The following is a 14,335-nucleotide window of genomic DNA, read 5'->3' as shown; positions in this document are numbered from 1 at the left end:
CGCGGTCTAGCCCAGCGCGGGGCAGGGCGCAAATGTGGGTGCGCCATCGCGCTTTTACGAACCGAGCAGCCGTTGTTGTAAAAGCGCCTGCATATCGCGACGGCCGTCGGCGATCATCAGAATGGCGACCGCGTCTTCAGCAAAGTGATAGACGATACGATAGGGATTCTGAAGCAACTGCCTGTAGTCGCGGACGCCCAGCGCATCGAGTTCGAGCGGAACACTCCCGCGCAAAGGAAAGTGACGCAAGGAGGCCATGCGATCGACCAGCATGTCGATCAGGCGATCTGCATCCTCAGGCGAGCGCTGCTCAGCGATATAGGATCGAATGTCCGCAAGATCGTTCATTGCGCTATCGGCCAATCGGACCGGATAGGGCGGTTCAGCCATGGGTTTCGCGACGGCGTGCTTTGATTTCGGCGACGACATCTTCCAGTGGGGTTGTCTTGCCTGTGCGGACTTCTTCCATGCCCAGCGCCAGTATCTTCAGCATCGCCAAAGTTTCCTGCGTCTTTTCATAGGACCGGATATCCTGGATGATCGCCTTCGCCTCGCCATTCTGGGTGAGGATCATCGGTTCGGCGCCGTCGTTCAGCTCTGCCAGCACCTCGGCGGCATTGGCCTTGAAATAGCTGATCGGCTTGATCCGGGTGGAATAGCGCATCGCTTCGGTCCTCGAACAAATTCGGACCATATATAGTCTATTCCGCCGCCCAGCACAAACGGGGCGGCATCGCTGCCGCCCCGTCCGAAATCGCAGAATCCGATCAGAAGCTGAACTTGATCGTTCCGCCCCAGGTCTGCGGATCGCCCGGCTGGCCGACGATCAGGCCGGTATTGCCGGGGGCGACCTGCAAATTCTCGATATAGTTGACGTCGAAGGCATTACGGACCCAGCCGAAAATGTCGAAGCCTTCGCCACGGAAACCAGCGCGAACGTTGGTCAGCGCATAGCCCTTTACGTCGGTGTAGATGGACGGCGAGGCATTGCTGTTCCAGTGCGAACGATAATTGCCGTCCACGCCCAGATAGATTTGCCCGTCCTTTGCCAGCAGCGTGACCGGAACATTATATTCCGCACCATAGGAAAAGGCCCATTTCGATACGCCGGGCAGGCTCTGACCCGAAATGTCGCACTGGCGCGGGCTGAGCGTGTCGGGAACGCCTGCATTGGAATAATCCGGCGTTGCGCCGCTTGCCTGCAATGTACCGCCGGACAGTTCGGGCGGGCAGGGGGCGTTGGTGAACTTCTTATATTTGGCGTCGGTATAGGCGCCATTGGCATAGGCAGTGAAGCGATCGCTCACCACCACCTTGAAGTCCGCCTCGATACCTTGCGACCGGACCTTTTCCGCATTGGCGAGATAGCCGCGCACGGTGCCGAACTGGCCACCATTCACGGTCGCCTGGAAATTCTTGATGTCGGTGCGGAAGGCGGTGAGGTTGAAGGTCGCCCTGCGATCCCAGAACTGGGTTTTCAGCCCCAGTTCGAAATGATGGACCGACTCCGGCTTCACCGTGCCGGCATCATAATTCACCGTGTTGTCGGCATTGAGCGGCAGGCCATTCTGGTTGATGCCCAGCGTCTTGAAGCTCTTGGCATAGGTCGCATAAGCGAGCACGTCGCGCGCGACCTTGTAATTGACGTTGAAGTCGTAGGTGAAGTTCCACGCGCTATCGGATGGCGAGCTTTCCTGCGGCTGATAGATGCCGCACTGGGCCGCCAGCACCGTGCCGGAGGCCGGCGTGGGGGTGCAACTGATGGTGTTGCCGGAACCGTCCGTCACCACGCGCTGATAATAGCCCGACTTCTTGTCATAGTTCAGGCGGGCACCCGGCTGGATCGTCAGGGCGTCGGTCACCTTCCAGCTGACCTGGCCGAACAGCGCCGCGCTGGTGCTCTTGAGCCACTGGGTGTTGCTGGCGGTCAGCCCCTCCAGCACGCTGGGATCGCTGGCCAGAGCGCCGGTCAGGCTCCACTGGCTGGCATTGGCGCCCTGCTGCTCCGTGCCCTGTGTGTCGATCCGCTGCTTGAAGCCGAACAGGCCGCCGACGAAATCTATCTTCTCACCTTCATAGCTGTAGCGGAACTCCTGGCTATACTGGTCCTGCTGCGACGGGTTCTGCGAGCGGGACACGATCGACAGGCCGGTGAAGTCGCGGTCATTTTCCGGCTGCCAGTCCCAGAAGCGCCAGGCGGTGACGGATGTCAGCGTGCCCGGTCCGACATTCCATACAGCCTTGGCCGATACGCCGCCGATCTTGTTGCCAGCGTTCAGATTGGCGTCGATGTCGGTGACGCGGTCATAGGGGTTGCGGCTGGGCACGACATAGCCCTGCGCGGCGGCGAGCGCGTCATATTGGCGGGTAAGGGCACGCTGGGTCTTGCCGACGCGCACGAACACGGTGCCGCAGCATTCCGGGTCCTGCTTACTGTAGTCGCCCGACAGGGTGATGCTGAAATCGTCATTGGGCTTGAACAGCAACTGGCCACGAATGCCCAGATTATCCTGTTCGTTGATCCAGCGTTCGCTGGTGACATTATAGATGGTGCCTCGGCGCGTAGTCGCGGCCACGGCGATGCGCGCGGCGATCGTTTCCGACAGCGGGCCGGATACGGCCGCCTTGGCCTGCTTGTAGTTGAGATTGCCGGCAGTCAGCTCGGCGCGGCCTTCGAAATCGAAGGTCGGCTGGTTGGTCGTTATGTTGATCGCACCGGCGGTGGTGTTCTTGCCATAGAGCGTGCCCTGCGGCCCGCGCAGCACTTCCACTTGGCTGACGTCGAGAAAGTCGAAGGTCGCGGCGGCGACGCGGCTGTTATAAACATCGTCGACATAGATGCCGACGCCCTGCTCGAAGCCGTCGCTGGTCAGGCCGAACGGCACGCCCAGGCCGCGAATATTGACCGACGTGTTGCGCGGATTGGTCGTATAGACCTGCAAAGTCGGGGCAAGCTGCTGGAGCTTCACGATGTTGAAGTTACCGGTCGCCTCGATGCTGTCGCCCTTGACCACGGAGATGGCCAGCGGCACCTCCTGCGCGGTTTCCTGCCGGCGGCGGGCGGTCACGACGATCACCTCGCCGCGTACGTTGGCGGCCTCGGTTTCGTCCGTTGTGGGCTGTGGTGCCGCGTCCTGCGCAAAGGCAGCGGGCGTGATGATGGAGGCGCTCGCCGCACTGGCGAGCAACAGGAAACGCGCAATCATGATTTTCCCCTTTATCCGGCTGTCCGGTGGTCGTTGATTGCGGCTGTTCCGGTTGTCCGGTCAGAGCCGATATTCGGGGGATGATCCCTTTAACGGCGGCTCACCCCTTGCCGCCATGGGTCCATGCGGACCCAAAGTCATGCCGCGCCCCCGCGGCTTTGTCCCTTCGGGCGCCGTCAACCGGCTGCGAGGCGCGTCTTTTCCGTCACGTCGATCTGCACCACGCGCGCGTCATGGACGGTCAGCGTGATCGATCCGAAGCGAAGTCCTTCCAACACGTCGCGCACTTTGTCGATGCTGACGGTGATGTCGGCGCGTTGCCCTTCGGCGCGGCCATGGCGAATATCTATTGGTCTGTGTTCGTTCATATAACCCTCTTTCGCCTTCATATCTCAACCCCAAAGATAGACAAAAAAGCAAATATAAGGGGCGCGCAAGTTTGTCTTGTCGCGCCCCTCGGGGGTGAGCCTGTTATGGATGCATCGCCGCTCGGACGGGCTTGCGATCCTGCTGTGCCAGCGGGATGGCAGGGCGCATCTGGCGCATGGCCGACGCTTGCTCCTGCGCATTGTCGATCAGCCGCTCCAGCAGGGACTGGCCGAACTGCCAGTCGGCAAGGCCGGACTCCGCATTGATATGCCCGGCATAGCCTGCGTCGACAAATTCGCTGCCCCAATTCTTGCCCATGCTGTGCGCACGTTCGAAGAAGATATAGGGATCGTCGCGACTGCCGACGAGAATCGACGGGAAGGGCAGTTGCGCGCGTGGCGTTGGGCCAAATCCGCCGATCGTCTCGGGCGTTTCCATCCGGTCGCAATCGGGCGGCGCGACCAGCAAGGCACCCGTCACCGGCCAGCCATAGGCCTGACTCTGAAGCGCGCCCCACCAGGCGACGGCCATGCAGCCCAGACTATGCGCGGCCAATATGACCGGCCCATTGGCCTGCCGGATGGCGGCGTCCAGGCGCGTGACCCAGGCATTGCGGTTGGGGCTGGCCCAACTGCCCAGATCGACCCGTTCGCAGTCGCCCCGCTTTTCCTCCCACAATGTCTGCCAATGTCCCGGCCCGCTATTATTCAGGCCTGGGATGGTCAGTATGACCGGCTGGCGCGTGTCACTCGAAAAACCGAATCGCTCCATGGTCTGGTCCTCATCCTCTATGTCGAGGGTCTGACAATAATTCTATTCATCTGGTAGACAATGGGCAAGCGGTGAAATGTGGTGAAATTTGGGCAATCGGAAAAGCGCGGCGATCAGTCGTGCAAACGGCCCGGCGACAGGGTGTCGCCGGGCCGTTCAGAATGCTGTCTGGCCGATCACCAGGGATAGATCAGGCCGTAATATTGATAGACGTTGCGGCCATAGGCATCGTCATAGTCGGGCCGCTGGTCCAGCCTGTGGCGGGGCGCATTGTCCAGCAACTGCTTGTCCAGATCGATGACATAGCCGCCCTGCGCCTTGTCATAGTTCAGCATCGACCAGGGCAGGGGGTAATGATCATTCCCAACGCCGAGAAAGCCACCAAAGGACAGCACGGCATAGCGCGCCTGCCCGCTGACCTTGTCGACCATGAAGTTGGATATCTTGCCCAGATGCTCGCCCTGGCGATTATAGACGGCGGTGCCCTCCACCCGATCGGATGCGATCAGGTCGCCGTGATTTTCAAGAGTCAGGTCGCTCATTGTCACTCTCCTGCACGAATGTTTCTATAGTCGTGCAACTATGGGGGAGCGCCGGGGTTCCTCCACTTCATCTAGAGGAGCTTTGGCTATGAAGATCAATCGCAGCGGTTCGGCAGTCTGGACGGGAGGTCTGAAGGACGGAAAGGGCGCGATCTCGACCCAGAGTGGCGCGCTGGACGCTTATCCCTATGGCTTTGCCACCCGTTTCGAAGGGCAACCGGGCAGCAACCCGGAAGAACTGATCGCCGCCGCCCACGCCTCCTGCTTCACCATGGCGCTGTCGCTGATCCTGGGCGAAGCGGGCCTGACGGCGGAGAAGATGGAGACGAGTGCCGTCGTAACGCTGGAGAAGCTGGATGATGGTTTCGCCGTGACCGCCAGCAAGCTGACACTCAAGGCGACGATTCCCGGCGCCGATGACGCAACCTTTCAGGAACTGGCAGGCAAGGCGAAGGCCAACTGCCCGATATCCAAGCTGCTGAAGGCGGATATCAGTCTGGACGCGGAACTGCTGGGCTAACCCGCATCTGCCTGGCGCGGAGATGTTCGCGCCAGGCAATATAAAGCCCGCTCCCCACGATCAGCGCTGCCCCGATCCAGGTCGTCGCCATCGGCCAGCCCTGACCGATCGCCACGCCCAGCAGCGTGGTCCAGATGATCGCGCTATAATCCATCGGCAGCACCACCGATACCGGCCCCCAGCGCAAGGCGGCTGTCAGGCAGATTTGCGCCACGCCGCCGACCACGCCGATCAGCAGCAACCAGCCCCAGGTCACCGCATCATGCGCCTGCGCATAAAAGGGCATGGCAATGCCCAGCGGCACCATCGACAGCAAAGTGAACCAGAATACGACAACGCCCGCGCTTTCCGTCCGCCCCAGTTCGCGCAGGACCAGACTGACGCTGGCCGTGACGAGGGCAGCGGTGATGGCGACGGCCACGCCGTGCACCGGGAAATGGCCCGCATCCGGGCGGACCATCACCAGCACCCCGGCAAAACCGATCAGCACCGCCGCCCAGCGATGCATGCCCGTCGCTTCGCGCAGTATCAACGCCGACAGGATCGTTCCGAAAATCGGCATGGTGAAGCCGATCGTGGCCGCTTCGGCTGGCGGCAACAGGATATAGGACAGGAAATTCAGCATCATGCCGATCAGGCCGATGGCCATGCGGGTGGCATGCACCCCGATCCGCCGTGTTTTGATAGCGGAGGCTCCGGTCGTGTACGCGATCCAAGCGAACACGACCGGCAGGGCGATCAACTGCCGGTAAAAGACCGTCTCGACCAGATTGACGCCCCGCTCGCTGGCGATCCGCCCGCTCACGAACATGATCGACAGGCATATGACCGCGATCAGGCGCAGGCCAATGGCCAGCATGGGCCGGTGGGGGCGGGGGGAAGAAACGGCGGCAGTCACGCCGCCGCTCTAACCCGGTTGCACGATGACGCAACCGGGCTGGCTGCTATTTTGGCTTATTTCGTCGGCTTGCGGAATTTCAGCGTCATCCGGTCGCTTTCGCCGATGGCCAGATATTTGTCCTTGTCGACATCCTTTTGGCTCAGCGACGGCGGCAGGGTCCAGACGCCCTTGGGCCAGTCGGCGCTATCCTTGGGGTTGGCATTCACTTCCGACGCGCCAACATATTCGAAACCGGCGGCTTCCGCGATCCGGCGGATGGTCGACACTTTCAGATAGCCGCTGCTCTTTTCCAGCGCAGTATCGCGATCTTCGGGCAAACGATGGTCGACCACACCCAGCGTGCCGCCTGGCTTGAGCATGTCGAAAAAGGCCTTGAAGGTCGCGGCTTCGGTTCCGCCCATGACCATGTTGTGAACGTTGCGGAACGTCAGGACCGTGTCGACGCTATTGGCGGGAATGCTGGCGGTTTCCTCGGGGAAGGGAACCAGCTTCACCTTGTCATAGACGTTCGGCTTGGCGGCAAGGAAGGTTTTGTACCCGTCCAGATAGCGGCCGGTCGGTTGCAAGGCATAGAAAGTCCCCTTGTCCCGCAACAGCGGCGCCAGGATTTCCGAGTACCAGCCGCCACTCGGCGCATATTCCACAACTGTCGCAGTCGGTGTCACACCGAAGAAGGCGAGCGTCTCGGCTGGGTGGCGATATTTGTCGCGAACGACGTTGGTCGGCGTGCGGCTGGGCGCGGCGATGGCCGTCGCGATCGGGTCCGCGGCCTTGTGATGATCGGCATGCTGGGCGACGGCGACGCCCATTGGCAGGACCATTGCGGCAGCGAACATGGCGGAAAGGCGCATCGGGCACTCCTCATATCATGATTATGATGGCGCCCGATGTGCCCGCTCCGCACCGGCCTGACAAGCGCTTCCTTTTGCGTCAGAATTCCCGGATCAGCCGTACCCCTGCCTTGGGCCGGACGGTGCCGCCATGGGGCCGTTCCGCGCCCAGCCCGGCCTGGACATTGACCTTTTCGATCAACCGCTGATGGATTTGCGGCATTGCCAGGACATAGCCGTCCGATCCGCCGCGATAATTGAGTTCCAGCCCCAGAACCTGCCCGTCGCGACTGTCATAGAAGAGGGAATGGTTGATGATCGCACTGTTGCGACCATGGCCGCCTGAAAAGGCGATATCGCCCAGCCCGGCCATCGAGATGCTGCTCCAGCGGGCATTATAGCGATGCGCCAGCATATAGGCGAAGCTGCTGCGATAATGGCGGGCCTCACGGTTGTAGATGCCCAGATATTGCACGCCATGGGCGCTGCGGCCGCCGTCGAACGCGCCGAACGCTGCCTGAAGTCCCAATTTCAGGTCGACCAGCCTGCCATCCTCGAACGGCAATTCGCCCTCGATCGCGAAGCCGTCAGCCACCGCATATTCCACTTCCGGCGCCCATTGCACGGTCTTGTCGGAACCGGAAAGCGGCGTCGTGGCCAGCGCGTTCGCCTCAAGCTCGCCCCGTTTCGCGCCAAGCGGGCGCATCATGTCGAATATCATCGGTTCGGGAACGTCAGGATAATCGGTCTGGGCCTCTGCGGGCGACCAGAGGCCGACAAACAGAAACGCCACCCCGTGGCGGACGGGATGGCGTGTGCTTCGTCGAAACAAGATGGACCCCCTGCGATAATGGACAAGTCCATGTCTACGCAGGGCGGGGCGCCTTTATTCCCTCAGAGGCAGGATTCCAGGAAAGGCTGATCGAAACCGAACATGCGGGCCTTGTCCAGCGTATAGGGGCGCAGGCCCATCGAGCGATATTCGCCGATGATCTTTCCGCTGTCATCCTCGTCATGATATTCGAACTTGAACAGTTCCTGGGTGACGATGACGTCGCCTTCCATGCCGATGACTTCGGTGACGTTGGTGACGCGGCGGGAGCCATCGCGCAGGCGCTTCACCTGCACGATCAGGTCGACCGAGTCGGCGATCTGCTTGGAAATCGCTTCCTTGGGGATCTTGATGTCGCCCATCAGGATCATATTTTCCATACGACCCAGGCATTCGCGCGGGCTGTTGGCGTGTAGCGTGCACATGGACCCGTCATGGCCCGTATTCATCGCGGCCAGCAGGTCGAAACATTCGGCGCCACGAATTTCGCCCAGAATGATGCGGTCCGGCCGCATACGCAGGGCGTTCTTGACGAGGTCGCCGATGGTGATCGCGCCATTGCCCTCCAGATTGGCCGGCCGGGTTTCCAGCGGCAGCCAGTGTGGCTGCTGAAGCCGCAATTCGGCGGCGTCCTCAATGGTCAGCACGCGCTCGCCCGGATCGATCATCTTCGACAGGGCATTGAGCATCGTCGTTTTGCCCGAACCCGTACCGCCGGAAATGACGATGTTGAACCGGCAGGCACCCGCAATCTTCAGCGCCGTCGCCATCTTGGGGCTCATCGCGCCCCAACCGGCCAGCATGTCGATAGTGATCGGCTTGGCCGAGAATTTACGAATGGAGATGGCCGTGCCGCGCAGCGACAGCGGCGGCACGATCACGTTGACACGGGAACCATCGGGCAGGCGGGCGTCGGCGAGCGGCGTGGTCTGGTCGACACGGCGGCCGACCTTGCTGACGATGCGCTGCGCGATCTGGAACAGATGCTCCTCATCGCGGAACTTGATCGGCGCGATCTGGAGCTTGCCCTTCTTTTCGATATAGGTCTGGTCCGGGCCGTTGACCATGATGTCGGTTACGTCCGGGTCCGACAGCAATTCTTCCAGCGGCCCCAGGCCCAGCAATTCGTCGACCAGCACCTTTTCCAGCGCGAACTGCTCGCGTCGGTTCAGCGTCAGCTTCAGTTCGGCCAGCACTTCCATGATGATCGGGCGGAATTCCTCCGCCAGTTCATCCTTGGTCAGGGTCGCGGCGGCCTCCGGGTCGACCCGCTCCAGCAGGCGGGGCAGCACCTGCTCCTTGATCTTGTGGACGCTCGCTTCGAAACCCTGTGGGCCGGCGTCGGGCACATGTTCGGCATTGGCACGGTCGGACAGGCGCGACATCGCGTCGGCATTGCGCTGCATCGCGCTGGTGGGTGCGGCCAGCGGATCGAAGGGCGCTTCGCCCGGTAGGGAAGCGATGTCGAGAGGAGGAAACTGGTCGCCGCCGCGGGGCAATTCTTCCCGGGCTGCCGCACCGCCCTGCATCGGCCGGGCCACGCCGAAGCCGGACTTGATCCCGGCAGGTCCATTTTTCCGTCCAAAGGCGCTCATAGGTCTCCGCCGCTCTGTCTCTCTCGGTCCTGCCGCGCTGCGGCGGGCCGATCATTTCGTGATGAAAGTGAATAGGATGGAAACTTTGACAAATGGCTAATGCGCCGGAAAGCCTGAGTCCGGCGCCGTCACGAAGCGGGGGTCGGCGCCGAACCAGCCGCCGATCGTCCGCGCGCCCGACAGCAGCCGACGCCCCTGCGGCGTCAATTCGATCCGCCCGTCGTCACGCTGGACGATGTTGCCCGACAGCGTCTGTTCGGCCACCCGCCGGTCGATCTGATGCAGATCGCCCAGATATTGGCGCACGAAAACCTCTTCCAGCATCGGCGGCGTCAATTGCCCGTCCTGCTTTTCGATTCGGGCCAGCAGAAACATGGTGATCGACCGGTCGAAGGTGACGGGAAAGACGATCAGGAAACTGATGTTGAACGCCAGCGACAGCGCGGCCGCCCCGATCATAGTCGATAGGTCCAGCGCAGCGATCCGGCGCGCGGCAACCGTCAGCAGCAGGACCAGCAGCAGCGCGCCGATAAAGGCGATCGCCACCCCGCGATAGAAGAGCAGGGGAATGGACCCCAGCAAGGGCGAGGCGATCAGGCCGATATAGAGCAGGAACCCAGCCGTCAGCGCGGCCAGATAGATCAGCGCCAATATCCCCAAAGTGCGTAGCGTGGCGGTCATGATCCTATATCCTTCACGGCAACCATACAGGCCAGCGGCTCCCGCCGCTCGCAACGCAGACCTTCAGGTGGCCCGCCGATCTTGCGCCAGATCGGGTCGACGGATGCGAACAGCAGGTGATCGACACCGGCTGCCTCCGCCCGACGGCGGATATCCCCGGACGACAAGTGCGTCTCGAAGATCGGCCGCAACAGGGCGACGCGCTGGCGCACCGCTTCCGGCGACGCGCCGAACAGATTGGCTTCGCGATCGGATACGCCGGTACGCTGCACGCCATAGAGGCCGAAATTGAAGATGCGCCGGTGCAGCGCCGGATTATGCTGGATCACGTCCTTCAGCGGCAGGGCATGGGCGGCCCATTCATAGACACGCCGCTGATCGTCATCATCGGCGCGCGGGCTGATCAGTTCGCTGAAGCTGGTGGCGACATAGGGCGGCCGGATCAATCGCATCCCGACGACATCCCAGGCGACGGCCATCATCCCCAGCGCCAGCAGGATCATCATCCTTGGGTGATCGCGCAGCCGAGGCGTCGGGCCTTGCAGCCAGGCGGCGGTCCAGATCATCGCCGCGCATTGCGCGAACCAGATCGATCGCCACGCCAGATCATTGTTCAGGATCGTGGATTTGAGGAAGGTCGCGACCAGCAGCGATGACAGAGCACTGGCGACCAGTAATGTCTGAACGGCATTGTCTGGCCGATATTGCCCGGATCGCAGCCAGGCTATCGCGCCGACGCCGAAAATCCCGAACTCGATACCATAATTGAGCGGCAGCAGCACCAGATGCAGCCATGTCCATGCGCCGCCTTCGGGCAGCAGCACGGTGAAGGGGCGGACATTGAACGCGACCGGCAGGCCACTGTCATGCCGGAAGGCGATCAGGTCGGCAATCTGCACCGATGCCAGCGCCAGCGCCACGATTCCCGCAAAGGGCAGCAGGGCATCGCGTCGCAGGATCGCGAGACATCCCCAGCCCACCAGCACCGGTGCGATAGTCAGCATCATCCATACCGACGAGCCAAAGCAGGTGGCGATCCCGGCACCGGCCGCAGCCGTCAGCGCCCATCGTCCCGGCTGCGACGTCTCCTGCGCGCGGGCCAGCAACAGCATCGCACCCCATGCAGCGATCATCGCGGTCAGATGATGCGGCACCCAGAGCGTCGAATGTACGGCAAAATTGACCGCGACATTCCACCAGTCGCTTTGCGCCTCGACCCGGCCGGTCACAAGTAGCCGCAGGAGCATGACGATCATGTCCGCGCCGGACACGAAGCAGAAGAGCAGGATCAGCCCCATATAGGCTCTGATGCGACCGGGCCGGATCAGCCCGCCCTCCGCGCTAATCCGCCACAGCAGCGATACAAAGGCCAACCCCGTCCAGAAGACGGAACCGGCAAAGGCCATCCGCGCATTGATCAGGAAGCCGCTCGACCAGTGCAGCAGGGCAGGCCAGAGATAATAATAATAATAATAGCCGACATAGCCGGGCCGGGCGAAAAACGGATCGACGAAGGGGAGGCCTTCGCGCGCGATCGCGCTGGTAACGGCGGCATGTTTGACGAGATCGAGGTCGAGCAGCGACTGGTTGAGATTGTCGCCGGTCGGAAAATCCACGAAATCGAAGCCGACGATCCCCAGCCACAGGAGCAACAGCGGCACCGCGATCCGCCAGTCCGCAACCCGGTCAGGCCATAACAGGCGAGGGCGCAGCAGGCCGTAGATCGCAAGCAGACCATGCAGGCCCGCCATCGCGATCATGCCGCCCGCGCGGACCAGCAGCGCATCGATCGCGGGCATCAGGGTGAAGGCCAGCAGCAGCGACCAGCCGATCCTCGGCCAGCCACGTCCCATATCCTGCCCGGTCAGGGCGACAAGGCGTGCAAGACCTGTACCGGGAAGGAAGATCCAGACCGCACCCAGCAACGTGGCGGCCAGAAAGCCCAGCAGATCAGCGAAGAACAGGTCGCTGCCCATATCAATCGAGGGCGAGAAGGGAGGCAGGCGACAACATCACGGCGCTCACAGGGTTGGTCCGGACAGGCGGCCATCCTTAGATCGGGCAGGTAAAGAGCTTATTAACCCTGACTTGGTCGCCGTTTTGATCAGAATAGCAAAAGGGAGCGGCAACCCATGGATGCCGCTCCCTTTTTGAAGCCTGTCGTCAGATTGGCCACGGCCTGCGTGGCCGACGCTGTCCTATCAGCCAGCTTTTTCGGCCAGGACCGTCAGGCCCTTTTCATTCACTTCGGCAAAGCCGCCTTCTACCGGAATGATTTCCGGTGCGGCGCCCGCCGAGGCGAAAATCTGGATCGCGCCGTCGCGGACGGTCGACATGAAGGGCGCATGGCCTTCCAGCACGCCGAAGTCGCCGTCGGTGCCGGGGACGACCACCTGATAGACTTCCTCCGAGCGGACGAGCTTTTCCGGGGTCACGAGTTCGAAATGCAGTGCCATTCTCTAGTCCTCTGAACCCCTCTCCCATCGGGAGAGGGAGGGGCCCGCCGCGAAGCGGTGGGAGGGTGAGGGTGATCGGCAATGCCGGCTTGGCCCTCATCCAACTCCGACTAGCCAGCAAGCTGGCAAGTCTGCGTATCCTTCTCCCGCGGGGAGAAGGATATCAGCTTACGCCGCTTCAGCAGCCAGCTTCTTGGCCTTTTCGACGGCTTCGTCGATGCCGCCGACCATGTAGAAGGCGTTTTCGGGCAGGTGGTCATATTCGCCTTCGACCACGGCCTTGAACGACTTCACCGTGTCTTCCATCTGGACGAACTTGCCCGAGATGCCGGTGAAGACTTCGGCGACGTGGAAGGGCTGCGACAGGAACTTCTGGATCTTGCGGGCGCGGGCGACCGTGACCTTATCCTCTTCCGACAGTTCGTCCATGCCCAGAATGGCGATGATATCCTGAAGCGACTTGTACTTCTGGAGGATCGACTGGACAGCACGGGCGGTGTCATAATGTTCCTGACCCACGGTGCGCGGCTCCAGAACGCGGCTGGTCGAGTCCAGCGGATCGACCGCCGGATAGATGCCCAGTTCCGAAATCGCACGGTTGAGAACCGTCGTCGCGTCCAAGTGCGCGAAGCTGGTTGCCGGTGCCGGATCGGTAAGATCGTCCGCGGGGACGTACACGGCCTGAACCGAGGTGATCGAACCCTTGTTGGTCGACGTGATGCGTTCCTGCAACGCGCCCATGTCGGTCGACAGGGTCGGCTGATAGCCCACGGCCGAAGGAATACGACCCAGCAGAGCCGACACTTCCGCGCCTGCCTGCGTGAAGCGGAAGATGTTGTCGACGAAGAACAGCACGTCCTGATTTTCGACGTCGCGGAAATATTCGGCGATGGTCAGACCCGACAGGGCGACACGGGCGCGGGCGCCCGGGGGCTCGTTCATCTGGCCATAAACCAGCGCAACCTTGGACCCTTCGCTGATCGCGTTGCCGTCGGCATCCTTGGCGATGACGCCGGCGTCGAGGAATTCGTGGTAGAGATCGTTACCCTCGCGGGTACGCTCGCCGACGCCTGCGAAGACCGAGGTGCCGCCATGGCCCTTGGCGATGTTGTTGATCAGTTCCTGAATGAGAACCGTCTTGCCCACGCCCGCGCCGCCGAACAGGCCGATCTTGCCGCCCTTGGCATAGGGGGCCAGAAGGTCGATGACCTTGATGCCCGTGACCAGGATCGCGCTTTCGGTCGACTGGTCGACGAACTCAGGCGCCTTGGCGTGGATGGGCGAGCGCATGTCGGTGAGCACCGGGCCGCGCTCGTCGATCGGCTCACCGACGACGTTCAGGATGCGGCCGAGCGTCGCGGGGCCGACGGGAACGCTGATCTGCGCGCCGGTGTCGGTCACTTCCTGACCGCGGGTCAGGCCTTCGGTCGAATCCATCGCGATGGTGCGAACGGTGTTTTCACCCAGATGCTGGGCGACTTCCAGCACCAGGCGCTGGCCGTTGTTGCTGGTTTCCAGCGCCGAGAGGATCGACGGCAGCGCATCGGGGAAGGTCACGTCGACGACGGCGCCGATGACCTGCGAAATGCGGCCTACATTGTTGGTGGTTGCCATGACTTCTGTCCTTGCCTG

15 protein-coding genes are annotated in these 14,335 nt (G+C 62.1%); 1 reads left to right on the top strand and 14 read right to left on the bottom strand.

The annotated features are described in order from the left end of the window. Positions 1-54: 54 nt before the first annotated feature. The 6 genes from BMY84_RS10810 to BMY84_RS10785 all read right to left on the bottom strand — a co-directional run bounded on the left by BMY84_RS10810 (position 55) and on the right by BMY84_RS10785 (position 4,888). Positions 55-390, bottom strand: a complete 336-nt coding sequence (locus tag BMY84_RS10810) for a type II toxin-antitoxin system RelE/ParE family toxin (RefSeq protein ID WP_093083779.1) — start codon at positions 388-390, stop codon at positions 55-57. Beyond that, positions 383-664, bottom strand: coding sequence for a type II toxin-antitoxin system Phd/YefM family antitoxin (locus tag BMY84_RS10805; RefSeq protein WP_093083777.1), 282 nt, complete (start codon positions 662-664; stop codon positions 383-385). Before BMY84_RS10805 ends, BMY84_RS10810 begins: the two co-directional genes overlap by 8 nt. 103 nt (positions 665-767) lie before the next feature. Further along, positions 768-3,206: a TonB-dependent receptor gene (locus tag BMY84_RS10800; protein WP_093083775.1), complete on the bottom strand. Its 2,439-nt coding sequence runs from the start codon at positions 3,204-3,206 to the stop codon at positions 768-770. A 176-nt stretch (positions 3,207-3,382) separates the two neighbouring features. Then, on the bottom strand, positions 3,383-3,574 hold the full coding sequence (locus BMY84_RS10795) for a YezD family protein (RefSeq protein ID WP_093083774.1): 192 nt from the start codon (positions 3,572-3,574) through the stop codon (positions 3,383-3,385). Between the two features lie 103 nt (positions 3,575-3,677). Next, positions 3,678-4,346, bottom strand: coding sequence for an RBBP9/YdeN family alpha/beta hydrolase (locus BMY84_RS10790; RefSeq protein WP_093083772.1), 669 nt, complete (start codon positions 4,344-4,346; stop codon positions 3,678-3,680). Between the two features lie 176 nt (positions 4,347-4,522). Then, positions 4,523-4,888 (bottom strand): PRC-barrel domain-containing protein, encoded by a 366-nt coding sequence (locus BMY84_RS10785; protein WP_093083771.1) that lies wholly within the window; start codon positions 4,886-4,888, stop codon positions 4,523-4,525. 88 nt (positions 4,889-4,976) lie between these two features. On the opposite strand from BMY84_RS10785, the gene BMY84_RS10780 reads away from it, so the two are divergent. Beyond that, the gene (locus BMY84_RS10780) at positions 4,977-5,408 is read left to right on the top strand and encodes an OsmC family protein (protein WP_093083769.1); all 432 of its coding nucleotides are present in this window, start codon (positions 4,977-4,979) and stop codon (positions 5,406-5,408) included. Here the strand turns inward: BMY84_RS10780 and BMY84_RS10775 are convergent. The 8 genes from BMY84_RS10775 to atpD form a co-directional block, all read right to left on the bottom strand. Further along, positions 5,380-6,267: a DMT family transporter gene (locus tag BMY84_RS10775; protein WP_093083768.1), complete on the bottom strand. Its 888-nt coding sequence runs from the start codon at positions 6,265-6,267 to the stop codon at positions 5,380-5,382. The genes BMY84_RS10780 and BMY84_RS10775 overlap by 29 nt on opposite strands. Before the next feature lie 95 nt (positions 6,268-6,362). After that, the gene (locus BMY84_RS10770; protein WP_093083766.1) at positions 6,363-7,160 is read right to left on the bottom strand and encodes a class I SAM-dependent methyltransferase; all 798 of its coding nucleotides are present in this window, start codon (positions 7,158-7,160) and stop codon (positions 6,363-6,365) included. A 79-nt stretch (positions 7,161-7,239) separates the two neighbouring features. Continuing rightward, a complete protein-coding gene (locus BMY84_RS10765; protein WP_256215208.1) occupies positions 7,240-7,971 on the bottom strand; it encodes a hypothetical protein in 732 nt (243 codons plus the stop codon). A 62-nt stretch (positions 7,972-8,033) separates the two neighbouring features. Further along, positions 8,034-9,566 (bottom strand): CpaF family protein, encoded by a 1,533-nt coding sequence (locus BMY84_RS10760; RefSeq protein ID WP_093020212.1) that lies wholly within the window; start codon positions 9,564-9,566, stop codon positions 8,034-8,036. Between the two features lie 96 nt (positions 9,567-9,662). Continuing rightward, a complete protein-coding gene (locus tag BMY84_RS10755; RefSeq protein ID WP_093083765.1) occupies positions 9,663-10,247 on the bottom strand; it encodes a hypothetical protein in 585 nt (194 codons plus the stop codon). Beyond that, positions 10,244-12,223 carry a hypothetical protein gene (locus BMY84_RS10750; protein WP_093083763.1) on the bottom strand — a complete coding sequence of 660 codons (1,980 nt, stop codon included), beginning with the start codon at positions 12,221-12,223 and terminating at the stop codon, positions 10,244-10,246. Before BMY84_RS10750 ends, BMY84_RS10755 begins: the two co-directional genes overlap by 4 nt. 225 nt (positions 12,224-12,448) lie before the next feature. Then, the gene (locus BMY84_RS10745) at positions 12,449-12,703 is read right to left on the bottom strand and encodes an ATP synthase F1 subunit epsilon (protein WP_004210764.1); all 255 of its coding nucleotides are present in this window, start codon (positions 12,701-12,703) and stop codon (positions 12,449-12,451) included. A 168-nt stretch (positions 12,704-12,871) separates the two neighbouring features. After that, a complete protein-coding gene (gene atpD, locus BMY84_RS10740; RefSeq protein WP_093083762.1) occupies positions 12,872-14,317 on the bottom strand; it encodes a F0F1 ATP synthase subunit beta in 1,446 nt (481 codons plus the stop codon). Between the last annotated feature and the right edge of the window lie 18 nt (positions 14,318-14,335).

The sequence above is a fragment of the Sphingobium sp. AP50 genome (assembly GCF_900109095.1).
Taxonomy (GTDB): Bacteria; Pseudomonadota; Alphaproteobacteria; order Sphingomonadales; family Sphingomonadaceae; genus Sphingobium.
Note: the sequence above shows the minus strand (reverse complement) of the source record. Positions and strands in the feature narration are given on the sequence as shown.

Coding starts and splice junctions, on each gene's coding strand:
- BMY84_RS10795 (WP_093083774.1), bottom strand. CDS start 3,574: ATGAACGAACACAGACCAATAGATATTCGCCATGGCCGCGCCGAAGGG.
- BMY84_RS10805 (WP_093083777.1), bottom strand. CDS start 664: ATGCGCTATTCCACCCGGATCAAGCCGATCAGCTATTTCAAGGCCAAT.
- BMY84_RS10790 (WP_093083772.1), bottom strand. CDS start 4,346: ATGGAGCGATTCGGTTTTTCGAGTGACACGCGCCAGCCGGTCATACTG.
- BMY84_RS10775 (WP_093083768.1), bottom strand. CDS start 6,267: ATGCTGGCCATTGGCCTGCGCCTGATCGCGGTCATATGCCTGTCGATC.
- BMY84_RS10760 (WP_093020212.1), bottom strand. CDS start 9,566: ATGAGCGCCTTTGGACGGAAAAATGGACCTGCCGGGATCAAGTCCGGC.
- BMY84_RS10800 (WP_093083775.1), bottom strand. CDS start 3,206: ATGATTGCGCGTTTCCTGTTGCTCGCCAGTGCGGCGAGCGCCTCCATC.
- BMY84_RS10770 (WP_093083766.1), bottom strand. CDS start 7,160: ATGCGCCTTTCCGCCATGTTCGCTGCCGCAATGGTCCTGCCAATGGGC.
- BMY84_RS10755 (WP_093083765.1), bottom strand. CDS start 10,247: ATGACCGCCACGCTACGCACTTTGGGGATATTGGCGCTGATCTATCTG.
- BMY84_RS10750 (WP_093083763.1), bottom strand. CDS start 12,223: ATGGGCAGCGACCTGTTCTTCGCTGATCTGCTGGGCTTTCTGGCCGCC.
- BMY84_RS10785 (WP_093083771.1), bottom strand. CDS start 4,888: ATGAGCGACCTGACTCTTGAAAATCACGGCGACCTGATCGCATCCGAT.
- BMY84_RS10780 (WP_093083769.1), top strand. CDS start 4,977: ATGAAGATCAATCGCAGCGGTTCGGCAGTCTGGACGGGAGGTCTGAAG.
- BMY84_RS10745 (WP_004210764.1), bottom strand. CDS start 12,703: ATGGCACTGCATTTCGAACTCGTGACCCCGGAAAAGCTCGTCCGCTCG.
- atpD (WP_093083762.1), bottom strand. CDS start 14,317: ATGGCAACCACCAACAATGTAGGCCGCATTTCGCAGGTCATCGGCGCC.
- BMY84_RS10810 (WP_093083779.1), bottom strand. CDS start 390: ATGGCTGAACCGCCCTATCCGGTCCGATTGGCCGATAGCGCAATGAAC.